Annotated in this window: 20 protein-coding genes; 9 read left to right on the forward strand and 11 right to left on the reverse strand. The window is 65.1% G+C overall.

Features of this window, described 5'->3' with window-relative positions:
* Positions 1-99: 99 nt before the first annotated feature.
* Together B552_RS0109815 and B552_RS0109820 are read right to left on the reverse strand one after the other, a co-directional pair.
* The gene (locus B552_RS0109815) at positions 100-657 is read right to left on the reverse strand and encodes a GNAT family N-acetyltransferase (RefSeq protein WP_026035506.1); all 558 of its coding nucleotides are present in this window, start codon (positions 655-657) and stop codon (positions 100-102) included.
* Positions 658-677: 20 nt separating this feature from the next.
* Complete coding sequence (locus tag B552_RS0109820) at positions 678-1,619, reverse strand: LysR family transcriptional regulator (protein ID WP_019448843.1); 942 nt, start codon at positions 1,617-1,619, stop codon at positions 678-680.
* Between the two features lie 131 nt (positions 1,620-1,750).
* Between B552_RS0109820 and gtdA the strand changes: the two genes are divergently transcribed.
* From gtdA to B552_RS0109845, 5 genes are all read left to right on the forward strand, one after another.
* The gene (gene gtdA / locus B552_RS0109825; protein WP_019448844.1) at positions 1,751-2,797 is read left to right on the forward strand and encodes a gentisate 1,2-dioxygenase; all 1,047 of its coding nucleotides are present in this window, start codon (positions 1,751-1,753) and stop codon (positions 2,795-2,797) included.
* 91 nt (positions 2,798-2,888) lie between these two features.
* Positions 2,889-3,587, forward strand: coding sequence for a fumarylacetoacetate hydrolase family protein (locus B552_RS0109830; RefSeq protein WP_026035507.1), 699 nt, complete (start codon positions 2,889-2,891; stop codon positions 3,585-3,587).
* Between the two features lie 15 nt (positions 3,588-3,602).
* Positions 3,603-4,244 (forward strand): maleylacetoacetate isomerase, encoded by a 642-nt coding sequence (gene maiA, locus B552_RS0109835; protein WP_019448846.1) that lies wholly within the window; start codon positions 3,603-3,605, stop codon positions 4,242-4,244.
* A gap of 30 nt (positions 4,245-4,274) precedes the next feature.
* Complete coding sequence (locus tag B552_RS0109840; RefSeq protein WP_019448847.1) at positions 4,275-5,489, forward strand: 3-hydroxybenzoate 6-monooxygenase; 1,215 nt, start codon at positions 4,275-4,277, stop codon at positions 5,487-5,489.
* Between the two features lie 96 nt (positions 5,490-5,585).
* Positions 5,586-6,932 (forward strand): aromatic acid/H+ symport family MFS transporter, encoded by a 1,347-nt coding sequence (locus B552_RS0109845; RefSeq protein WP_019448848.1) that lies wholly within the window; start codon positions 5,586-5,588, stop codon positions 6,930-6,932.
* Positions 6,933-7,002: 70 nt separating this feature from the next.
* Here B552_RS0109845 and B552_RS0109850 read toward each other — a convergent pair whose 3' ends face one another.
* From B552_RS0109850 to B552_RS0109870, 5 genes are all read right to left on the reverse strand, one after another.
* Entirely contained in the window at positions 7,003-8,118 is a 1,116-nt protein-coding gene (locus B552_RS0109850; protein WP_019448849.1) for a porin, read from the reverse strand.
* A gap of 35 nt (positions 8,119-8,153) precedes the next feature.
* Positions 8,154-9,368, reverse strand: a complete 1,215-nt coding sequence (gene mhpT / locus B552_RS0109855) for a 3-(3-hydroxy-phenyl)propionate transporter MhpT (protein ID WP_019448850.1) — start codon at positions 9,366-9,368, stop codon at positions 8,154-8,156.
* Between the two features lie 172 nt (positions 9,369-9,540).
* Complete coding sequence (locus B552_RS0109860) at positions 9,541-11,421, reverse strand: feruloyl-CoA synthase (protein ID WP_019448852.1); 1,881 nt, start codon at positions 11,419-11,421, stop codon at positions 9,541-9,543.
* A gap of 64 nt (positions 11,422-11,485) precedes the next feature.
* Positions 11,486-12,937 (reverse strand): aldehyde dehydrogenase, encoded by a 1,452-nt coding sequence (locus B552_RS0109865; RefSeq protein WP_019448853.1) that lies wholly within the window; start codon positions 12,935-12,937, stop codon positions 11,486-11,488.
* Positions 12,938-12,974: 37 nt separating this feature from the next.
* Entirely contained in the window at positions 12,975-13,808 is an 834-nt protein-coding gene (locus B552_RS0109870; protein ID WP_019448854.1) for a p-hydroxycinnamoyl CoA hydratase/lyase, read from the reverse strand.
* Between the two features lie 146 nt (positions 13,809-13,954).
* Between B552_RS0109870 and B552_RS0109875 the strand changes: the two genes are divergently transcribed.
* Positions 13,955-14,446 (forward strand): MarR family transcriptional regulator, encoded by a 492-nt coding sequence (locus B552_RS0109875; protein ID WP_019448855.1) that lies wholly within the window; start codon positions 13,955-13,957, stop codon positions 14,444-14,446.
* 107 nt (positions 14,447-14,553) lie between these two features.
* Positions 14,554-14,907 carry a DUF1428 domain-containing protein gene (locus B552_RS0109880; RefSeq protein WP_019448856.1) on the forward strand — a complete coding sequence of 118 codons (354 nt, stop codon included), beginning with the start codon at positions 14,554-14,556 and terminating at the stop codon, positions 14,905-14,907.
* Between the two features lie 7 nt (positions 14,908-14,914).
* On the opposite strand, the gene B552_RS29355 is transcribed toward B552_RS0109880, so the two are convergent.
* The 4 genes from B552_RS29355 to B552_RS0109900 form a co-directional block, all read right to left on the reverse strand.
* Positions 14,915-15,343: a rubredoxin gene (locus B552_RS29355; protein ID WP_019448857.1), complete on the reverse strand. Its 429-nt coding sequence runs from the start codon at positions 15,341-15,343 to the stop codon at positions 14,915-14,917.
* A gap of 106 nt (positions 15,344-15,449) precedes the next feature.
* A complete protein-coding gene (locus B552_RS0109890; RefSeq protein WP_019448858.1) occupies positions 15,450-16,742 on the reverse strand; it encodes a gallate dioxygenase in 1,293 nt (430 codons plus the stop codon).
* Positions 16,743-16,751: 9 nt separating this feature from the next.
* Positions 16,752-18,077: an aromatic acid/H+ symport family MFS transporter gene (locus tag B552_RS0109895; protein WP_019448859.1), complete on the reverse strand. Its 1,326-nt coding sequence runs from the start codon at positions 18,075-18,077 to the stop codon at positions 16,752-16,754.
* 170 nt (positions 18,078-18,247) lie between these two features.
* Entirely contained in the window at positions 18,248-19,468 is a 1,221-nt protein-coding gene (locus B552_RS0109900) for a LysR family transcriptional regulator (RefSeq protein WP_019448860.1), read from the reverse strand.
* A gap of 134 nt (positions 19,469-19,602) precedes the next feature.
* Between B552_RS0109900 and B552_RS0109905 the strand changes: the two genes are divergently transcribed.
* Together B552_RS0109905 and B552_RS0109910 are read left to right on the forward strand one after the other, a co-directional pair.
* Positions 19,603-20,751 (forward strand): 4-oxalomesaconate tautomerase, encoded by a 1,149-nt coding sequence (locus B552_RS0109905; RefSeq protein ID WP_026035509.1) that lies wholly within the window; start codon positions 19,603-19,605, stop codon positions 20,749-20,751.
* Positions 20,748-21,773: an amidohydrolase family protein gene (locus B552_RS0109910; RefSeq protein ID WP_019448862.1), complete on the forward strand. Its 1,026-nt coding sequence runs from the start codon at positions 20,748-20,750 to the stop codon at positions 21,771-21,773. Before B552_RS0109905 ends, B552_RS0109910 begins: the two co-directional genes overlap by 4 nt.
* Positions 21,774-21,816: the final 43 nt, after the last annotated feature.

Here is a 21,816-nt window from a genome sequence, read left to right on the forward strand (position 1 = left end):
AGGAAATTAGACCACCACAAACAACGTGTCTGGTGGTTCAGGCGCCCGCCCTCTCCCCCGCCCCTCTCCCGCAAGGGAGAGGAGAACACCAGGAGCATTTCAAGCACTATCGGTTTCCCATTCGGCACGCGACATGCGATAGAGCACATGCCTGGCGAGGCGATCCCCCACCGGCAGCGCCGGATGATCGAAATCGTCGCTTGCCGCGTGATGCATGCCGAGCCGCTGCATCACGCGCTCCGACCGCTGGTTGATCGCAGCGGTAAAGGACACGATCTCGTCGAGTTGTCGTTCGCGGAAGCCTAAGTCCATGGCAGCCCGGGCTGCTTCCGTTGCATAGCCATGGCCCCAGTGTTCGCGCGCCAGGCGCCAGCCAACCTCCACGCAGGGCCCGAACGGTGGATGCCACGATGGAATCGCCAGTCCGGTAAAGCCGATGAACGCAGACGTATCGCGCAGTTCAACGGCCCACAGGCCAAAGCCGTGTTGCGCGTGGTGCTGGCGGATGCGGTCCAGTAGCGCATCGCTCTGGGCGTCTGTGAGCGGCGCCGGGAAAAACGCCATCACGTCCGGATCGGCATTAAGCGCGCGGAATGGCATCCGGTCTTCGTCGCGCCACAGGCGAAGGCGGAGCCGCGGTGTCGGATCGGGTGCCAACTTGATGATCTCCGGGAAACTCACTTTGCCTCGACCAGCGGATCGGGCACTTCACGGTCCGCCGCGCGCCGCAGGCATTCCAGCATCGTCACCACGGCCGAGCGCTTGAGTCCGTCGTCGCGCCAGTACATCGATACCGATCCGAACCCGGCCAGCCGCAGCGGCACGATGCGCAGCGCGCCCAACTCCTCCAGCCGCCGTGCCGTGCGGTGCGATGCCAGACCGATCATGTCGCTGTTGTTGAGCAGCGTGAGGTTCAGCACCGTGGAATTGCTCTCCACGCAATCGGGCGGCAGTGGATGGCCCGCGCTGGCCAGCGCCGCTTCCAGCGCATTGCGGATTGGCGTGCCGCGCGGCCAGACCACCCAGCGGTGCGCCTGCAGGTCCGGCCAGTCCACGCGCTCGCGCAGCATCAGCGGATGGCGCGGCCGCGCGACGAAGTGGATCGGCTCCATGTAGAGCGATTCGGTACGCACCTGGGCATCCTGCAGTTCGGGCGCCGAGCGGCCCACCACGATATCAAGCTCGCTGCGCGAAAGCTGGCTCATCAGCCGGTCCATCGTGGTTTCCACCAGCCGCACCTGCGCGCGCGGCAACCGTTGCAGCAGCCCCAGCACGGCCAGCGGCACCGTATCCGCAGCGGACGCCCCCGATGTGCCCACCACCACCAGGCCGCTGCCGCCATCGCGCATCGCCTGCAGGTCGTCCCTCGCCGAATCAAGCTGGGCCTCGATGCGGCGCGCATGCTCGATCAGCGATTCGCCGTAGGGTGTGGGCCGCAGCCCGCGCGCCTGCCGCTCGAACAAGGGCAGGCCGATATCGTCCTCTAGATCCTTGAGCCACTTGGAAAGGCCCGGCTGTGTCGTATTGAGCATCGCCGCCGACTGGCTCATGTTGCCGGTCTCGGCCAAGCTCAGCAGCATCTGCAGATTGCGCAGCCGGAGCCGCTGGGTCCAGTCCATCTCTGCCTACCTATATGTCTTTTGATATGAAACCTAGCAAAACTTCATTTCAAATCTTATAGGCTGCCGCGTATAACTCCAAGCAACAGCGCGATGCCCAGCCCGGTATCGCGACAAGAGACGGAGACAGCATGTCAGAGCACACCATCGACCCTGCACGCGCGGCCTACTACGAGCGCATCGGCCACAGCCACATGACCCCGCTGTGGGAATCGCTGCACGCGCTGGTGCCGCGTGAACCGCGTCCGCAGATCGTTCCGGCCATCTGGAAGTACGAGCAGGTCCGCCCGCTGGTGATGCAGGCCGGCGACGTGATCAGCGCGGAAGAGGCCGTGCGCCGCGTGCTGGTGCTGGAAAACCCCGGGCTGCCCGGCAAGTCGAGCATCACGTCCACGCTCTACGCGGGCCTGCAACTGATCCTGCCTGGCGAAGTCGCGCCGAGCCATCGCCATACGCAATCGGCGCTGCGCTTTATCGTCGAAGGCAAGGGTGCCTGGACTGCCGTGAATGGCGAGCGCACCACCATGCATCCCGGCGACTTCATCATCACGCCGTCCTGGACGTGGCATGACCACGGCAACCCGTCCGTCGAGGACGGCGGCGAACCGGTGGTATGGCTCGATGGCCTCGATATTCCGCTGGTGCAGCAGTTCGATGCCGGTTTTGCCGAGAACTACCCGGAATCGCAGCAGCCGGTGACGCGTCCCGAAGGCGACAGCCTTGCGCGCTTTGGCCACAACATGGTCCCCGTGCGGCACCGCGTCACGGACCCGACGTCGCCGATCTTCAGCTATCCGTACGAGCGCTCGCGCGACGCGCTGGACAAGCTCTATCGCAATGGCGAACTTGACGCCTGGGACGGCGTGAAGCTGCGCTACGTGAATCCGGTGACCGGCGGCTGGCCGATGCCGACCATGGCCACGTTCATGCAGTACCTGCCCGCCGGCTTCCAGGGCAAAACCTATCGCAGCACTGACGCCACGGTCTACAGCGTGGTGGAAGGCAGCGGCACGGTACGCATCGGCGACGCCCAGTTCCAGTTCGAGCCGCGCGATGTCTTCGTGGCGCCTTCGTGGGCACCCGTGCAGCTTGGCGCGATCGAGGACGCGGTGCTGTTCAGCTACTCCGATCGCCCGGTGCTTTCCGCGCTGAACCTGCTGCGCGAATCGCGCACCTGAATACCTGAATCTTTCCGAACCCGAGTACCACCGGCGCGGCCGCCTGCCACGCCGTGGCCCCGCTCAACCTTGCCGAATGGATCAAGCCACCATGTCATACGTTTTCATGCCCCCCGCCACCGTCGCCATTCCCGTCGCCGGTACCGATGATGTGTTCGCCGTGCGCCGCGTCTACTGCGTTGGCCGCAACTACGCCGCCCACGCCCGCGAAATGGGCTACGACCCCGATCGCGAGCCGCCGTTCTTCTTCTGCAAGCCCACAGACGCCGTGATTCCCGTGCGTGACGGCCAGACGCTGGAACTGCCGTATCCGGCGCAGACGCAGAACTACCACTACGAAGCCGAACTCGTGGCGGTGATCGGCAAGCCGGGCACCGATATTCCGGTGGAAAGCGCGCTGGAACACGTCTATGGCTATGCAGTGGGCCTGGACATGACGCGCCGTGACCTGCAGATGAAGATGCGCGAAATGGGCCGCCCGTGGGAAATCGGCAAGGCCTTCGATGCATCGGCCCCGATCGCCCCCATCCATCGCGCCAGCGATATCGGCCACCCGCAGCAGGCGGCCATCACGCTGACCGTAAACGGTGAAACGAAGCAAAGCAGCAACGTCACGCACCTGATCTGGTCGGTGGCGGAGACGGTCGCCTATCTGTCGCAGTTCTTCCGCCTGGAAGCGGGTGATGTGATCTACACGGGCACGCCCGAAGGCGTGGGCGCGGTCAAGGCCGGCGACCTGATGGTCACCGCCGTCGAAGGCCTGGGCGAACTGAAGGTGCGCGTCATCTGATCTTGCGGGGCCACCATGCAGCTCTATAGTTTCTTCAACAGTTCCACGTCGTACCGCGTGCGGATCGCGCTGGCCCTGAAGGGCCTGCCGTACGACTACCTGCCGGTCAATATCCGCACCGGGCAGCACCGCGAGGCGGAGTACGTGGACGGCATCAACCCGTCGGCCACCGTGCCCGCGCTGGTGGATGATGAGTTTCAACTGAGCCAGTCGCTGGCGATCATGGACTACCTGGACGCGCGCTATCCGGAACCACGCCTGATCCCGCAGGCGGCGGAGCCGCGCGCGCGCGTGCTTGAACTGGTCAACCTGATCGCCTGCGATATCCACCCGGTGAACAACCTGCGCGTGCTGCGTTACCTGCAGGACGAACTCAAGGTCACGCCCGCGCAGAAGGACGCCTGGTACCGCCATTGGGTGGACGATGGCATGGCCGGCGTGGAACGGCTGCTGGCGCGCTACGGGCACGGCAAGTGGTGCTTTGGCGATACCCCGACGCTGGCGGACGTGACGCTGGTGCCGCAGATCGCCAACGCGCTGCGCACCGGCTGCGACCTGTCGCGGCACACGCGCGCCATGGCCGTCTACGAACACGCCATCGCGCACCCGGCGTTCGCCGCCGCGGCTCCCGCGCGCCAACCCGACTACACCGCCTGACGCGAACGACCGAAGGGCCAGGAGACAGACATGAACACCACTCCACGAAGCGACCGCAAGGTTCTCATCATTGGCGGCGGCATCGGCGGCCTGGCCGCGGCGCTGGCGCTGGCGCGCAAGGGCATCCGCATCGAGCTGCTGGAACAGGCCGAGAAGATCGGCGAGATTGGCGCCGGCATCCAGCTGGCGGCCAACGCCTTCGCCGCGCTTGACGCGCTGGGCGTGGGCGAAGCCGCGCGCGGCCGTGCGGTCTTTACCGACTACATCCAGCTTCGCGACGCGATCGACTGCAGCAATATCGCCCGCGTCGATGTGGGGCAGGCCTATCGCGAGCGCTTCGGCAATCCGTACGCGGTGATCCATCGCGCGGACATCCACCTGTCGATCCTGGAAGCCGTGCAGGACCACCCGTTGATCGAATTCCGTACCGCCACGCGCGTGGAGAAGCTTGAGCAGGACGACCAGGGCGTGACCGTGATCGACCAGCATGGCGAACGCCACCGCGCCGATGCCGTGATTGGCTGCGACGGCGTCAAGTCCGCGATCCGCGCCGCGCTGATCGGCGACGAACCGCGCGTGACCGGCCATGTGGTCTATCGCGCCGTGGTGGACGTCGAGAACATGCCCAAGGATCTGCAGGTCAACGCGCCCGTGGTGTGGGCGGGCCCGCACTGCCACCTTGTGCACTACCCGCTGCGTGGCGGCCAGCAGTACAACCTCGTCGTGACGTTCCACAGCCGCGAGAAAGAGGTGTGGGGCGTGCGCGATGGCAGCAAGGAGGAGGTGCTGTCCTACTTCGAAGGCATCCACCCGATGCCGCACCAGATGCTCGACCGCCCCGATTCGTGGAAGCGCTGGGCCACGGCCGATCGCGATCCCGTGGAGCACTGGAGCTTTGGCCGCGCAACGCTGCTCGGCGATGCCGCGCATCCGATGACCCAGTACATCGCACAGGGCGCCTGCCAGGCACTCGAAGACGCCGTGGCACTGGGCGCCGCCGTGGAAGCCGCCGACGGAGATTTCGAAGCCGCGTTCAAGCTCTACGAGCAGGCGCGCATTCCGCGCACCGCACGCGTGCTGTACGGCGCGCGCGACATGGGCCGCGTCTATCACGCCAAGGGCGTGGACCGCTTCGTGCGCAACACGCTGTGGGTTGGCCGCACGCAGGAACAGTTCTACGACGCACTGCAATGGCTGCACGGATGGCGCGCCGAGCGCGCGCTGAGCCCCACGCCATGGCTTTGATGTAGTTCCCGGCGTCCACGGGACGCCTCTCCCTGTTTTCACAACACAAGCGGCCGTTCGAGCCGCCTTGACCCCGCTTTGCCGGAGGAGACACACATGTCCGCCAATCACACGCTGAACGTGACCACGTTCATCGATCGCCAGCCGCTGTCGCCATTCCAGGTGACCATCGTCGTGCTGTGCTTCCTGATCGTCGCGATCGACGGCTTCGATACGGCTGCCATCGGTTTTATCGCCCCGGCGATCCGCGCCGAATGGCAACTCACGCCCGCACACCTGGCGCCGTTGTTCGGTGCCGGACTCGGCGGGCTGATGGCCGGCGCATTCCTGTTTGGCCCGCTGGCCGACCGCTTTGGTCGCAAGAGCATCCTGGTGTTCTCGGTGCTGTTCTTCGGCTTGGCCAGTCTGGCCTCGGCATGGTCCCCGGGATTGTGGGAACTGATCGCGCTGCGCTTCCTCACCGGCCTTGGCCTGGGTGGCGCAATGCCGAACACGATCACGCTGACATCGGAGTTCTGCCCTGACAAGCGCCGATCGTTCCTGGTCACCACGATGTTTTGCGGCTTCACGCTGGGCTCCGCATTCGGCGGCCTGGCTTCCGCCGGGCTGATCGATGCGTTCGGCTGGCGCTCGGTGCTGATCGTCGGCGGCATCATGCCGCTGGTGCTGACCGCGTTGCTGGTATGGCTGCTGCCCGAATCGGTGCGATTCCTGGTGATGAAGGGCAAGGACGAGGCGCGCGTGCGCGAGACGCTGCAACGCATCGCCCCGAACGAGGATCTGCAGTACGCATCCTTCGTCGTTGCGGAGAAGCAAGGCAGCCATGGTTCGCCGGTCGGCCATCTATTCAAGCCGGAACTGCTGCGCGGCACGCTGCTGCTGTGGCTGACGTTCTTCATGAGCCTGCTGGTGATCTACCTGCTGTCGAGCTGGCTGCCAACGTTGCTGCGAGGCACGGGGATGTCGCTGCGCACCGCCGCACTGGTGACCACGATGTTCCAGGTGGGCGGCACCGTTGGCGCCATCGTGCTGGGCTGGGTCATGGACCGCGCCAATCCACATTACGTGCTGGCCGCCAGCTACACGCTGGCTGGTGTGTTCGTCGCGGCCATCGGCAGCCTGGCCGATGCGCCCGTCGCAGCCAGCTTCGCGGTCTTCCTTGCTGGCTTCTGCGTGTCGGGTTCGCAGGTCGGCGCCAATGCGCTGTCCGCCGGCTACTACCCGACCGACTGCCGCGCCACCGGTGTGAGCTGGGCAAACGGGGTTGGCCGCCTGGGTTCCGTGGTCGGCTCCGTCGGCGGCGCCACGATGCTCTCGATGGGTCTCACCATGCCGGCGCTATTCGTGCTGGTGGGCGTACCGGCGGTCGTCGCCGGCGTGACGATGCTGTCGCTCGGCATCGTGCGGCGCGGCAACGCTACCCGCAAGCTCGCTGCGGGCTGATCGGCGCAAAGCACATGTTCTGACATGGATTGCCCGCTCTCCATCAGCTTCGGCGGAGAGCGGGCGTGCTTCAGAAGACGTGCTTCACGCCAGCCATCACGCCAAACTGCGAGCCCCCCGGCTGCGGATTGCCGCCCGATGCACCGCTGCTCACCGATAGCGCAAGCTGGCCATCGTTATTGATATAGCCGGCCGTGGCATAGACGGAAGTCCGCTTCGAGAAAGCGTACATGCCGCGCACCGCATACAGCATCGCCTTGTTGTCGCTGTGCCTGAACTTCAGGTAGTTGATCTGGCCGGCCAGCGTGAAGGCGGGCGTGATGTCGTAGGCAGCGCCCGCGTAATAGAGTTCGCTGCGCGCCGTGGGGCTGCCCTCGTTGTTGCGGCTGAGCACGCCCAGGCCGATCTTCGCGCGCTCCAGCAGCACGTACCCGTTCACCGACAGGCGGTCATCCTTCAGCGCGCTGCTGGTCAGCCCTGCAAACGCACCGGGGCCGCCGCGCAGCGAGTCGTATGCCACCGCCGCGCCCCACGATTTGGTTGCGTACTGGATCATCGCGGACCACTCGCGGCATTGGCTCGGATTTCCGGGCGTTTCGCCCGCGCAGTTCGTGCCGACCGGGCTTGGTCCCGCGTTGACCGTATCGCGTCCGAAGCTGTAGGTGGCGCCCACCGTCAGCCCGCCAAACGTGCCCTTGTACGAGACCGCATTGTCGGCGCGCGCATTCGGGATGTAGCTATCGAGCGAACCCGTGCCGTACACCTGCGGCCCGAGGATGTCAGGGTCCAGCATCGCCCAGAACAGCATGGTGTACTGACGGCCCAGCGCGACCTGGCCCCAGTTGCCGGACAAGCCCACCAGTGCCTGCCTGCCAAACAGCCGGCCGCCTTGGCCTGCGGCGCCGGAGTCCGGCGCGAAACCGGATTCCAGCACGAAGACGCTCTTCAGCCCGCCGCCAAGATCCTCGCTGCCGCGCAGGCCCCAGCGCGATGGCACGGTGCCCGTGACGTTGGGAACGCGCACCACGCTGTTCTTGTCCGCGCCAATGTTATTGACGTACTCGATGCCGGTATCCACCACGCCGTACAGCGTTACCGATTGCGCGAGGGCGATGACTGGCGATGCCGCCATCATGGCCACCGCAAGCAGCCTGCCTCCGGCATGCTGGTAAGTCCTGAACTTCATTGTTGTGCTCCTCCCATTCCCTGTTGTTGTAGTGATCAGTCTTTTGCCGAGGGCCGTTGCAGCAGCATCAGCGCGGCAACGGCCGAGATGACGGTGATCGGGATGCTGGCGCCGATGATCGTGCTGGCGTTCTTGCCCATCGCCAGCAGTTGCCCTGCCAGCACCGGCCCGGCAATCGATCCGAGCCGCCCGACCGCGACCGCCGCGCCGACCCCGGTGCCGCGTACAACCATCGGGTAATAGGCAGCGGCCAGCGCATAGAGCACCGATTGCGCGCCAATCACGAACAGGCCCGCCAGGAATGCGCCAACCGCCATCCATGTCATGCCGGACGCTGCCGCCAGCGTGGCCAGCGCGACAATGATCCCCGCGTACATGCCCGACACCACCGCACGCGGACGGCCACGGTCCATCAACATGCCGATGCACAGCGCGCCCGCGCCGCCGCCGATGTTGAACACGATCTGCACCCAGCCCGCCTGCGCGCGGCTCAACCCGTTCGACACCATCAGCGACGGCAGCCAGTTCAGCAGGAAATAGAGCACGATCAGCGTGAAGAAGTAGCTGATCCAGATGCAGCACGTGGCGGCGGCCCGGCGCTCGCCGAACAGCGCCCACGCGACAGGGGGCGGCTTGACGGACGCACCGGCAGACGGGTCGAAGCGGCGCGACTCCTGCAGCATCATCAGCATCGGTACCACTACCAGCGGGCCAAAGCCGCCCACGTAGAAGATGTGCCGCCAACCAGCATCGTCCGGAAACAGGATGCCGATCACGGCTGCGATTGCGCCGCCGAACGGAATGCCGCAATACATGATGCTGACAGCCGTGTTGCGCAGCCGGGCCGGCACCGATTCCGAGCAGATCGCGATCAGGTTCGGCATCGCCCCACCAAGGCCAATGCCAGTGGCCACCCGGATTGCCACGAGGCTCCAAAAGTCCCATGCCTGTGCCGTGGCGATCGAGAAGATGCCGAACAGCGTCGTGGCCATGATCAGCACGCGCTTGCGTCCGATGCGGTCGGCCAGGCGTCCGCCGAGCATGGCGCCCGGCAACAGGCCGAACGTGCCCGCGCTGAACGCCAGGCCCATCTGGCTGACCGACAATCCAAACTCGCGCGCCATGCGTGGTGCCGCCACGCCGATCGATTGCAGATCGAGTCCTTCCAGCAGCGCCACGACAAAACACAGGCCGAGCGTCAGCGCCGCGCCCGAAGCCGCTTCGGCGCGTACCGCAGTTGAGGTTTGCATGATGGTTCCTTGATGAGCGCGCCGTCAGCTACGGCGCATGTCACGAGGTTTTGAGATGCTGCTTCCCGTCATCGAGACGAGCGCTATCGCGGTGGCCAGCACGGCGCCACCGGCAAGGTTGTGCTGCATGGTTGTCTCCCCTTCGTCGGTTTGTTGGCTTTTTGGTTTGTTGTTATGTCGTGGCCAGTGGCCTGGCAGCGATTGCTGCGTCGCAGGTATCGCTGTACAACGCTTCCACCAGCGCGGTGCGATGCGTGAGCACGGCGCGCTGGTTGAGGGTGCCCTTGTCGGTCAGTTCGCCGCGATCGAGCGATGCGGGTTCGTCCAGCAGCAGCAAACGGCCGATTCTGCTGGCGCTGCCTGTCGCGGCGGCGTTCAGGGTCTCCAACATCCGGCGAAATTCGGCCTGCACGGCGGGCGATGCCAGCACTTCACCATCGGCGGTATGAGCGGGCAACGCGGCGAGTCGCCGGCAATCTTCCATCCTCGGGAACACGAGCAGCCCGATCTCGTCGCGATCCATGCCCGCAATCGCCACGTCCTGCACGTAGGGCGCACCGGCGGCGAGCACGCGGGCGCGCAACGGGCCCACGCTGACGAACGTGCCGGAACTCAGCTTGAAGTCTTCCGCAATGCGCCCGTCGAACACCAGACCCAGTTCGGGGCGCTCGGGATCATAGAACTTCAGCGCATCGCCGCTGCAGTAGTACCCTTCCTCATCGAATACAGGCTGCGATGGCGTCTCTTCCATGCGCCAGTAACCGTGCATGACGTGCGGACCACGGAAGCGCGCCTCCAGCTTGCCGTTGACGGGCACCAGCTTCAGTTCGCAGCCTGGCGCCGGCATGCCGACGTAGCCGGCGCGCATGATCGGCCCCGTCGTGAACAGGCAGCATGGCGAGGTCTCGGTCATGCCCAACCCGGCCATGATGCGGATGCGCTCGCCGCAGTGGCGCTCGGTAACGCGTTCAAGCCGGTCCCACACCTGTTGGGACAGCCCCGCACCGCCGAAGAAATAGATGCGCACGCGCGAGAAGAACGCCTCGCGCAGGCTTTCGTCGTTCTCCAGCGCCAGACCAAGCTCCTCCCAGCCCTTCGGCACGTTGAAGTAGGCAGTCGGGGAAATCTCGCGCAGATTGCGCAGCGTCTCGTCGAACTTGCCCGGCGCGGGCTTGCCGTCGTCGATATGGAGCGTGCCGCCGTTGTACAGGACGATGCCGAAGTTGTGGCTGCTGCCGAATGTGTGATTCCACGGCAGCCAGTCCACCAGCACCGGCGGCTCCAGCGTGAAATCGGGAATGGTCTGGCGCAGCATCTGCTGGTTGCTGCACAGCATGCGGTGCGTGGTCGGCACGGCCTTGGGCTGGCGCGTGGAGCCCGACGTGAACAGGATCTTGGCCAGCGTGTCGGGCCGCACCGCTGCCTGCGCGGCATCGGCCGTTGTGACAGGCGTGCGCACCAGGGCATCGAACGCGGTGGCGGCACGCCCGGGCAGTTGGCCATCGCGCGTGACGACCTCGGTCTCGGCTGGCACAACGGCACCGATGGCAGCGGCAAATGCCGCACCGTTGGCCGCGTAGACCAGTCCCGGCGACAGCACCTGCATGACGTGACGCAGCTTGCCGAAGTCGCTCGACACCAGCGAATAGGGCGGCGACACCGAGCAGAACGGAATGCCCGCCCACATCGCACCAAGCGCAAGCTGCAGATGTTCGAGATCGTTACCCGAAAGGATTGCCACGGGCCGTTCGGCAGACAGCCCGCGATCGAGCAGCGCCTGCCCGATAGCCCGGGCGCGCGCCAGCATCTCGCCATAGCTGATTTCGATCCACTGACCATCCGGCCCGCGCTGCGCCACCAGCACGCGCTGCGGGTGCCGTTCCGCGCCGGCGGCCAGGCAGTCCGTCATGCGCTCCGGGTACTGCGCGAGCGGCTCCGTATTGCGGATACGCCAGACATCGCCATCTTTCAGGCACGTTGCGTTGGCGCTGCTGACCGCCACGGCGCGATACCGTACGGGCTGGCCCTGCGGGCTCGGGGCTGGTGCGTTCACACCTTGTCTCCTGTCGTGTTGCCCGCGCCTTCGGTCGGGCGCGGTGCCTGTGTGTCGGATCGGGTCAGATCGGGTAGTGGCGCGGGGCGTTCTGCACCGTGATCCAGCGCAGTTCGGTGAACTCCGCCACCGACGCCTTGCTGCCAAAGCGTCCGTAGCCACTGCTCTTGACGCCGCCGAACGGCATCTGAGCCTCGTCGTGCACCGTGGGGCCGTTGATATGGCAGATGCCAGATTCAATGCGCTGTGCGATGCGCAACGCGCGGGACACATCACGGCTGAACACAGCGGACGACAAGCCATATTCGCTGTCGTTTGCCATGGCCACCGCTTCGTCGTCATTGCGGACGCGCGCAATCGTCACCACCGGGCCGAACGACTCCTCGGCATAAAGCCGCATTCCGGGGCGAATGCCATCGACAATCACCGGTTGCAGGATTGCACCATCGGCGTGGAAACCGACGGGCAGCGCGGCGCCCTGCCCCCGTGCATCCTCCACGAGTGCGGCGATTCGCTTGACCGCATCCACGCTGACCATCGCGCCAAGCACGCTGCCGGGATCTGTCGGGTCCCCGGCGCGCAGCGTGCGAGCCTTGGCCACCAGCTTCGCGACAAACGCATCGGCAACGGATTCCAGCACGATCGCGCGTTCCGTGGACATGCAGATCTGGCCCTGGTTGAAGAACGCGCCGAAGGCCACTGCGTCCACGGCGGCATCGAGGTCCGCATCGTCCAGCACAAGAACCGGCGCCTTGCCACCGAGTTCGAGCAGGGCCGGCTTGAGGTGTCGCGCGGCATGCTGGGCGATGATGCGGCCCACATGCGTGGACCCTGTGAAGTTCACGCGGCGGACAGCCGGCTGCGCGATCAGGTGCTCCACCACGGCGGCGGCATCCTCAGGCGCATTCGTCACCACGTTGACCACGCCGTCACCAAGCCCTGCCTCCTGCAGCACGGTACCAATCAGGCGATGCACGCCGGGACATGCTTCCGATGCCTTGAGCACCACCGTATTGCCGCATGCCAGCGGCATGGCCAGTGCGCGTGTGGCAAGAATCACCGGCGCATTCCAGGGCGCGATGCCCAGAACCACGCCGCACGGCTGGCGTACTGCCATCGCCAGGCTGCCGGGAACGTTGCTCGGAATGATGCTGCCGTCGATCTGCGTGGTCATTGCCGCAGCTTCGCGCAGCATGTTGGCAGCAAGCATGACGTTGAAGCCATACCAGTTGGCCATGCCGCCGGTTTCCGCCGCACCAATGCGGATAAACGCCTGCGTCTGCGCGTCCATCAGGTCGGCAGCCCGCAGTAGCCGCTGGCGGCGTTCGCCCGGCGACAACGCGGCCCACTGGGGAAACGCGTCGCTGGCCGCCTGCACCGCACGTTCGGCATCGGCAAGGCTTGCGGCCGGCGCACGCGAGGCCACTTCGCCGGTCACGGGATTGCGCCGCTCGAATGTCCTGCCGCCGTCCGCCGCACAATCGCGCCCGCCAATCAGCATGGTGACGTCATGCATGTCTGTTGTCTCCTCGAATATTCCCGGTGCGCAGCGTTCAGGCGCGCTTGTAGGTTTGCAGGCCTGGCTTGATCGACTTGTCGTCAAGGAACTGCTTCAGGCCCTGTTCGCGGCCGTGTTCGGGGTCGCGCAGTTGTGCCTGGTCGAGCTTGGCATAGAGGTAGTCCTCGTTCTGTTCCCAGGTCAGTTCGCGGCAGCGCTTGAAGCCGTGCTTGGCGGCGCGCAGCACAACGGGATTCTTCTCCAGCAGCTTGCGGGCCAGCGCCGTCGTGCGCTCGCGCAGCTTGTCACGCGGCACGGATTCATTGACCAGCCCCATCTCGGCAGCTTCCGCGCCGGTGAACGTATCGCCGGTCATGATGTAGTGCAGCGCCTTGCGATGACCCACGGTATCGGCCATGGCCTTGCTGACGAGGTTGCCCGGCGGGATGCCCCAGTTGATCTCGGAGAGACCGAACACGGCGTCCTCCGCGGCGAGGGCCAGATCGCAGGCCACCAGCGGCGAAAACGCACCGCCAAAGCACCAGCCGTTCACCATCGCAATGGTCGGCTTGGCGTACATGCGCAGCAGCTTCCACTGCCATTGGCATGCGTCGCGGCGGATCTTTTCCTGAAGGATCTCCGGGCCCGCATCCACCTCGCGGAAATACTCCTTCAGGTCCATGCCTGCCGTCCACGCGTCGCCAGCGCCGGTCAGCACCAGCACCTTTGCGTCGCCATCCAGTTCCAGCGTCTCCAGCACCTGCACCATCTCGGCATTCAGCGTGGGGCTCATGGCATTGCGCTTTTCCGGACGATTGAACGTCACCCAGGCGATCCCTTCCTCAACATCCACTTTGACGGTCTTCCAGCGTCCTTCGTAACTAGTCATCTCGGTTGTTCCTTGTTCAAGCAGCGCCAGCGGTGCGCCAACGTGGTGTCAATATAGTATCAGGTAACCTGATACTGCAAGTAGATTATCATCGTTGCGCGTAAACCCCTAAAACGGCGCTCGGCACGCGAGCGACTCGCATTTCCATGGCAATCCAGAGAAAACAGAAAACCGTCAGGGCCGCCGCGCCGGACCACGCCACCGAATCGGAGACGCATACCTCGCCGCCCATCCGCATTCCCTACCTGATTGGCCGGACCGATCGCGTGGTCAAGCGCCGCCTGACCGAAGCGCTGGCGCCGCATGGCATCACGCTGCCGTTGTTCACGGCCATGTCGGTGCTGCAGGCCAGGGGGAGCTTGTCCAACGCACAACTGGCCGAGCGATCGTTCATCTCGCCGCAGTCCGCCAATGAGATCGTCAAGATGATGGAGACCAAGGGCTGGGTCGTTCGCGAACCCGACCCAACGCATGGGCGCATCGTCAAGCTGAGCCTGACCGCCAACGCCGAGGCACTGCTGGCGCGCTGCGATGAAACGGTAAAGCGGCTCGAAGCCGAGATGCTGGAAGGGATCGCGCCCGAGCACGTGGCGCTGCTGCAGCACCTGCTCACGCAGTGCGCGAAGAATCTGCGCTAGCCAAGCGCTTGATGCGCGATAAATACGCGCAGGTGACGGGCAAGCTGCCCGGTTCCATCGATGCACTATCCTGAATGTCCCTCCCCTCGGACTTGCAGGAGTTCCTTATGGCTTACATCGATGGATACCTGGTGCCTGTTCCGACAGCCAATCGCGAAACGTACCGCCAGGTTGCGCAGAAGGCATCGGCCGTGTTCAAGGAATACGGCGCGCTGAAGGTGGTGGAATGCTGGGGTGACGACGTGCCGGAAGGCAAGGTCACGTCGTTCACGATGGCCGTGAAACGCAAGGAAGACGAGACCGTGGTGTTCTCGTGGATCTGGTGGCCGTCACGCGAAGTACGTGATGTTGGCATGAAGGCGGCCATGGCGGACCCGCGCCTCAAGGAAGGCATGGACCCGATGCCATTCGACGGCCAGCGGTTGATCTATGGCGGATTCGACGTGATCGTGGACGCTTGAACTGCTACTAGAATTCCACCATCGCGAAATCTTCCTTTCCGACATCGCACTCGGGGCAGCGCCAGTCGGCAGGGATATCTTCCCAGCGCGTGCCGGGTGCAATGCCGTCCTCGGGCAGCCCGGCCGCTTCATCGTAGACCCAGCCGCAGATGATGCAGACCCATTGTTTGAACTCGGCGTCTGCCCCTGCGGCAGCCTTCCTTGCGGCCATGGCGGCCTTGGCTGCCTCACTTCCCGCTTGCCCGCGTGGGTCTTCGAGACTGAACACCAGCGGCGCGGCGGTACCCGCAGCGGGCTGGGCCAGATGATCCTGCAGGCGCTGCAACAGCGACTGCGCCTCTTCGATCGTCAGGTCCACCCAGTACGGATCGCCAGCGGCGTCATTCAGGCGTTGCGGAGAGAACTGGAGTTCGACGGAAGTGCCTTTCTTGTACATATGGGGGGGCCGTGTGGGGCTGATGCGATCACAAACAGCCCTGCACGTGGTGGTGGCCCCCCCAGACTTCAAGACCGATCTATAACGATCGGTGCGATCAGCGCACTCAGGACTTTGCCGTCCATGAAGTGCTGCCGCCGCCGGCCACCGAGTACAGCGCCCCCGGCGCATTGCGCGTCTTCTGGAAATCTTCCAGTGACTGCCCGCGCATCGCCGCGTAGATGTGCAGGTTCGACACGCCACAGACCGCGCCGAGCTTTTCCAGCAGGAAGAAGATCACGCCATAGCGGATCATGCCGCGCCAGTCGCGCCGCGTGATCATGTCGCGCTCCTCCGGGGTCAGGTCCGCTTCGTCGTAGGTTGCCACCGGATCAGCGCGGAAGCGCTCGCGGAATGCGGGGTCCACAAGCTGGTGCAGATAGCGGTTGATCCGGTACGCGCGCACGCTGGTTTCCAGCGTGAACGGATAGGTACCCTCCAGCTGCTCGATGCCGCGCAGTTGATGGCCGATGTGTTCAAGCTGGCGTTCCGCACGGGCCTCGCGCAGTGTGGCGTCATCGGCCGCATCGTTCTCGTAGACCGCCACGGCAATGCCCGTCATCGACGGCAGGTAGTAGTCGCGATGCAGGCAGCGGATTCGGCTCGACATCGCGCCACGCATCACCATCCACATCACCACTTCGGCACTCTCGAAGCCGCCACGCTTTGCGTACTCGGCGTGGGTGATGTCGAGCAGCGCCTCGGGGTCCGATTCGAAGAGGTCGAGGAACTGGTGATCCCACGCCGTATTGTTGAAGCCCGCACGCTCGCCGTGCACCTGGTGCGACAGCCCGCCAGTGGCGACGATGGCCACCTTGAGGTCTTCCGGATAGCTTTCCACCGCGCGGCGGATGGCCTGGCCGAGCTTGAAGCAGCGTCTTGCCGATGGCGCCGGGAACTGCAGCACACCCACCTGCAGCGGCAGGATCTTCACAGGCCATTCGCCATCGTGCGGCAGCATGACCGACATTGGCGAAAAGCAGCCGTGGTCGAGCGCCTTGTCCTGGAAGAACGACATGTCGAACTCGTCGGCCACCAGCGACGCACCCACGTGCCGCGCCAGTTCCACATGACCGCGCGCCGGCGGCAGGTTGCGCGGGCCACCGCCTTCATCGGCGGCGTGATACTTGTCGCCGATGCCAAGCGCGAACGCCGAGTAGTGATCGAAGAAGAACGACGTGACGTGGTCGTTGTACACCACCAGCAGCACGTCCGGCTTCTTCTGTGCCAGCCATTCGCTCACCGGCGCATAGGCCGCAAAGATTGGCGCCCATGCGGGGTCCTGCTGTTTTCCCGCGTCGAGCGCGAATCCGATGGTTGGCGTGTGGGATGAGGCGATTGCGCCGATGATGGTGGCCATGTCAGTACGTCAGGCAGTTACGGCGCGAGGCTGCGCCTTGGTCGAAACAATGGAGATGGCAGCCATGGTCGCGGGAATGGCCAGGATGGCGATCACCGCGCTGAAGCTCCAGCCCATGGACAGCAGCACGCCGCCCAGCATCGAGCCGGTGATGCTGCCGAAGCGGCCGATGCCAAGCATCCAGCTTACGCCAGTGGCGCGCACCGGAGTGGGGTAGCACTGCGGCGCAAACGCGTTCAGCCCGGTCTGCGCGCCGCTCATGCAGAAACCAGCCAACAGCACGTAGAGCGCGAACATCGACGACGTTACGCTCCCCGAAGCCAGCATCAGGATGAATACCGCACCAAACACATAGGAAACGCCAATCACGCGATGCGGTGCGAAGCGATCCATGCAGTAGCCCACCACCAGCGCGCCGACGGTGCCGCCAAGCTGGAACAGGGCGGTCAGGTTGGCGGCACGGTCTATCGGCAGGCCGGCATCCTTGATCAGCGTGGGCAGCCAGCCGCTCAGCAGATAGATCACGAGCAGGCCCATGAAGTAAGTGACCCACAGCGCCAGCGTCATGCCGCGATAGCCCGAAGACAGCAGCGTGCGCACGGGCTGTTTGCCCGATACCGGCGGTTCACTGATGGTGAACACGGTGTCATCGGCCACCGCGCTGCCGCACACGCGGCGCAACGTGCGAGCGATGCGAGCCGGCGAAATGTTCCGCACCACCATGAACCGCGCGGACTCGGGAATCAGCAGCATGTAGAACGGCAGGCAGATCAGCGGAATCGCGCCGCCTGCGATCAGCACCGCGCGCCATCCATGGTGCGGCAGGATTGCCGCGGCACCAAAGCCAACCAGCGCGGAGCCAAGGTTGAAGCCCGTGAACATCGTCGCCAGCAGCATGCTGCGCGAGCGTTCCGGCACGTATTCCGACAGCAACGTCGTCGTGCTCGGCATCGCGGCACCAAGCCCAAGGCCAGTCAGGAACCGCAGCAGCGACAGGGTTGCCGTGCTACCCGCAAAGGCGCTCAGCAGGTTGAACACGCCAAACAGCGCGATCGACCCGATCAGCAGCTTCTTGCGTCCAAAGCGATCGGACATCGGCCCGACCAGCAGCGCGCCAATGGCCAGGCCAATCGGCGCCGCGCTCATCACCATGCCGAAGCTGGCCTTCGAGATGCCCCACTCGCGGGTGATGTCCGGGGCCAGGAACCCCATGATGGCCACATCCATCCCGTCCGTCGCGACGATCAGGAAGCACAGCACCAACAGCAGCCACTGGTAGCCGGACATCCTGCGTTCGTTGATATGTGCCCGGATATCGAGCCGTTGCGTTGTCATGTTGCCGTCTCCTGGCGTGATCCGCCGTGCGGGAGTCAGCGGATTCTAGTTATCGAGATTGCTAGGAACCGCACTGGGGCGGCCTGCCGCACATCCCCATGCACGGCAACGGCAGTCTACGTTCAGCAAGGAAATGCAGTATTGCATTGTGGCGCGGGCTGCGTTGCCATCTACTTATCGGCAATCAGTTCCATGGACTGGCTGGCCTGCCGCAGGGCGGCAATCAGTGCGTCCGCACCGGGCGACAGCCGCGCACCGATGCGCGTGGTGATGCCAATGCTGCGTGCCGTATCGGGCAGCGGCAGGTTCAGCTCGCGAAGCCAGCCGGCCGCGATCTCGTGCCGAAGTTGGTGGGCGGAGAGTGCCGTGACCATGTCGCCTTGCAGCAGCAGGCCGCGCACCAGCGCCAGGTCACCCGTTTCCACCAGCGGTTGCGGCAGGGGCAGGCCGCGTGAGGCGAACACGTTGTCCAGGGCCTGCCGTGAAGGCGATGCCGCGCGTGACAGCACCCAGGGGTACGGTTCGAGATCCGCCAATGTGACACGCTTCCGTGCGGCGAGCGGATGGGCCGCACGCGCGATCAGCGAGATGTGATCCTTGAACAGGATTTCGGTGGCCAGCCCCTGCGAAGCGTGCGGGCGCACCGCGCCGAGGATGAAATCGATCCGCCCGCTCAGCAGGCCGGCGGTCAATTCCTCATAGGGGCTTTCAAGCGACCGAAAACGCAGGCGCGGATGCCGGCCATGCACGTCCGCAATCGCCATCGGCAGCAGCAACGTGCGGCCCAGCGGCAGTGCGCCAACCGTCACGGCGCCCTCCAGCACACCTTGCAGTGCAGCGATATCGGCACGAATGTGGCGCAGATCTGCCAGTGCGCGTTCGAAGCGCACCACCCAGCGGCTACCCACGTCGGTGGGAACCATGCCGCGCGCCGTGCGCGCAAAGATCGGTTGCCCCAGCGCGTCTTCCAGCCGGGCAACGGCCTGGCTGACCGCCGGTTGCGATACGCCGATCGAAGCGGCCACGCTGGGCATGTGATGCACTTCGGCCAGCATCGCGGCCACTTCCAGCCGGCGTTCGTTGTGCAGCGCTTCCAGGCTTGCTACAGCTGCGCCGGGACGCGTCCGCATGCGTACCGCCTCTTCGCGCACCTCGCGCAGCGCCGCCTCGATATGCCGCGCGCGCTCAAGTACAACCTCGCCCGCACGCGTCAGCAGCATGCCCCTGCCTTTGCGCTCGAACAGCGCCACGCCAAGCGTCTGCTCCAGCGCGGCGATCGAACGGGCAATCGCCGATGAAGCGCGATGCAGCGATTCGGACGACCGGCGCACGCCTCCAGCGGCGGCAACCCCGGCGAATACGTGAAGGTGATGCAGGCTGATGGTCTCCATGACGACGGTCCGGCCGGACGTTGTTTTTCCGTGGGCGATAAGCAGATTAGAACAACTGTCCTGCGACATGGCAACCAAGGGCTTCTACGGTGCGCCGATACTTCGGGCACTCGATGGACCCTGCTTTCAGCCCCATGACACCCTGCCCCGGCTCCGATCTTCGCGCGGTACCTTGCACGCTGATGCGGGGTGGCACCTCGCGCGGGCCGTTCTTTCTTGCGAGCGATCTGCCCGGCGACATCGCCGCGCGCGATCGCGTACTGCTAGCCGCGATGGGCAGCCCAGACCCTCGCCAGATCGACGGTCTTGGCGGCGCGCACCCGCTGACCAGCAAAGCCGGCATCGTGTCCCGCGGCGCGCCCGGTCATGCAGACCTGGAATTCACCTTCGCCCAGCTCCAGCCGAACGCGGACACCGTGGACACCACGCCGAACTGCGGCAACATGCTGGCGGCAGTGCTGCCGTTCGCGATAGAACGCGGGCTGATCGCTCCGCAAGATGAAGTCACGCGAGCACGTGTGCTGACGCGCAACACGGGCATGCTTTGCGACATCACGATGCAGACGCCCGGACGCGTACCGCGGTTCTCAGGCGACGCGCGCATCGACGGCGTTCCCGGTACGGCGGCGCCAATCGTGATCGACTTTCTTGACACCGCTGGGTCGGTCTGCGAGGCAATGCTGCCGACCGGCAACCCGATCGACGTACTGACGATCGACGACCCGGTTGGCAGCGGATCACTGTCGATCGCCGCCACGCTGATCGACAACGGCATGCCGATGGTGCTGATGCGCGCCGAGGATCTTCACCGTACCGGCTACGAAAGCGTGGCCACGCTCAATGGCGATCATGAGCTCAGGCAGCGCATCGAAGCGCTGCGCCTGGCCGCCGGAAAGCTGATGGGGCTCGGCGATGTCTCCACCAGGAGCTATCCGAAGATGTGCCTGCTCGCCCCGCCGCGCGAGGGCGGCAGCATTGCCACGCGTTGTTTTATTCCACGTGTCTGCCACGATGCAATCGGCGTACTGGCCGCCATCACCGTCGGCACCGCCTGCGTGCTGCCGGGCACGGTGGCGACCGGTGTTGCCGTCATCGGCATTGGTCCGCTCTACCCCATCAGCGTGGAACACCCAACAGGCAAGTTCACCGTGGAACTGGAAACAGATCCCGCAAGCCCGGGATCGATCGTACGCAGCGCGCTGATCCGCACCGCGCGTCCCATCATGCGCGGCGAGGTACTCGTTCCCGCCAGCGCATGGCCTCTTCCTGACGAACACTCATGATCATCGATTGTCACGGGCATTTCACCACTGCCCCCAAGGCGCTGGAAGACTGGCGCCAGCGCCAGATCGCCAGCCTGTCTGCTTCGCAACTTGCACCCTCCGTCAGCGAACTGCACATAGGCGATGACGAACTGCGGGATGCGATCGCCGGCAACCAGCTTCGTCTGATGCGCGAACGCGGCATGGATCTGACGATCTTCTCGCCGCGTGCGTCGTTCATGGCGCACCACATCGGCAATTTCGAAACCAGCGCGACGTGGGCCGCCATCTGCAATACGCTCTGCCATCGCGTGAGCGAGCTGTTCCCCGATCACTTTGTCGGTGCCGCGATGCTGCCGCAGTCGCCGGGCGTAGATACGAAGTCATGCATCGCAGAGCTTGAACGGTGCGTGCTCGAGTATGGCTTTGTCGGCGTAAACCTCAATCCGGACCCTTCTGGCGGCCATTGGAATTCGCCGCCGCTGTCCGCCCCGTACTGGTACCCGATCTACGAAAAGCTGGTCGAGCACGACGTGCCGGCCATGATCCACGTCAGCACAAGCTGCAACGCGTGCTTTCACACCACGGGCGCCCATTATCTGAACGCCGACACCACGGCGTTCATGCAGGTGCTGACCAGCGATCTGTTCCAGCGCTTTCCAACGCTGAAGTTCGTCATTCCGCATGGTGGCGGCGCGGTGCCCTATCACTGGGGACGTTTCCGGGGACTGGCGCAGGAACTGAAGCTGCCGCCGCTCGGCCAGCACCTGCTCAACAACGTCTTCTTCGATACCTGCGTCTATCACCAGCCCGGCATTGACCTGCTGACGCACGTGATCCCGACGAAGAACGTGCTGTTCGCGTCCGAGATGATCGGCGCGGTGCGCGGCATCGACCCCGAGACCGGCCATCACTACGACGACACGCGGCGCTACATCGATCAGGCAGCGCTGTCTGACGAAGAGCGCCACCAGATCTACGAAGGCAATGCGCGCCGCGTCTACACGCGGCTGGACGCCCGGCTCAGGGCTCGCGGCCTGTAGCGCTGCCCCCTGAGCAACAAGAGCAAAAAAGAATATCAACGGA

The sequence above is a fragment of the Cupriavidus sp. BIS7 genome, assembly GCF_000292345.1.
In the GTDB taxonomy this organism is placed as follows: Bacteria; Pseudomonadota; Gammaproteobacteria; order Burkholderiales; family Burkholderiaceae; genus Cupriavidus.

What these genes read in the sequence shown, in the direction of transcription:
- B552_RS0109830 (WP_026035507.1), top strand. Translation starts at nt 2,889, where the DNA reads ATGTCATACGTTTTCATGCCCCCCGCCACCGTCGCCATTCCCGTCGCC.
- B552_RS0109895 (WP_019448859.1), bottom strand. Translation starts at nt 18,077, where the DNA reads ATGACAACGCAACGGCTCGATATCCGGGCACATATCAACGAACGCAGG.
- gtdA (WP_019448844.1), top strand. Translation starts at nt 1,751, where the DNA reads ATGTCAGAGCACACCATCGACCCTGCACGCGCGGCCTACTACGAGCGC.
- B552_RS0109910 (WP_019448862.1), top strand. Translation starts at nt 20,748, where the DNA reads ATGATCATCGATTGTCACGGGCATTTCACCACTGCCCCCAAGGCGCTG.
- B552_RS0109890 (WP_019448858.1), bottom strand. Translation starts at nt 16,742, where the DNA reads ATGGCCACCATCATCGGCGCAATCGCCTCATCCCACACGCCAACCATC.
- B552_RS0109905 (WP_026035509.1), top strand. Translation starts at nt 19,603, where the DNA reads ATGACACCCTGCCCCGGCTCCGATCTTCGCGCGGTACCTTGCACGCTG.
- B552_RS0109900 (WP_019448860.1), bottom strand. Translation starts at nt 19,468, where the DNA reads ATGGAGACCATCAGCCTGCATCACCTTCACGTATTCGCCGGGGTTGCC.
- B552_RS0109850 (WP_019448849.1), bottom strand. Translation starts at nt 8,118, where the DNA reads ATGAAGTTCAGGACTTACCAGCATGCCGGAGGCAGGCTGCTTGCGGTG.
- B552_RS0109845 (WP_019448848.1), top strand. Translation starts at nt 5,586, where the DNA reads ATGTCCGCCAATCACACGCTGAACGTGACCACGTTCATCGATCGCCAG.
- B552_RS0109820 (WP_019448843.1), bottom strand. Translation starts at nt 1,619, where the DNA reads ATGGACTGGACCCAGCGGCTCCGGCTGCGCAATCTGCAGATGCTGCTG.
- B552_RS0109880 (WP_019448856.1), top strand. Translation starts at nt 14,554, where the DNA reads ATGGCTTACATCGATGGATACCTGGTGCCTGTTCCGACAGCCAATCGC.
- maiA (WP_019448846.1), top strand. Translation starts at nt 3,603, where the DNA reads ATGCAGCTCTATAGTTTCTTCAACAGTTCCACGTCGTACCGCGTGCGG.
- B552_RS0109870 (WP_019448854.1), bottom strand. Translation starts at nt 13,808, where the DNA reads ATGACTAGTTACGAAGGACGCTGGAAGACCGTCAAAGTGGATGTTGAG.
- mhpT (WP_019448850.1), bottom strand. Translation starts at nt 9,368, where the DNA reads ATGCAAACCTCAACTGCGGTACGCGCCGAAGCGGCTTCGGGCGCGGCG.
- B552_RS0109875 (WP_019448855.1), top strand. Translation starts at nt 13,955, where the DNA reads ATGGCAATCCAGAGAAAACAGAAAACCGTCAGGGCCGCCGCGCCGGAC.
- B552_RS29355 (WP_019448857.1), bottom strand. Translation starts at nt 15,343, where the DNA reads ATGTACAAGAAAGGCACTTCCGTCGAACTCCAGTTCTCTCCGCAACGC.
- B552_RS0109865 (WP_019448853.1), bottom strand. Translation starts at nt 12,937, where the DNA reads ATGCATGACGTCACCATGCTGATTGGCGGGCGCGATTGTGCGGCGGAC.
- B552_RS0109840 (WP_019448847.1), top strand. Translation starts at nt 4,275, where the DNA reads ATGAACACCACTCCACGAAGCGACCGCAAGGTTCTCATCATTGGCGGC.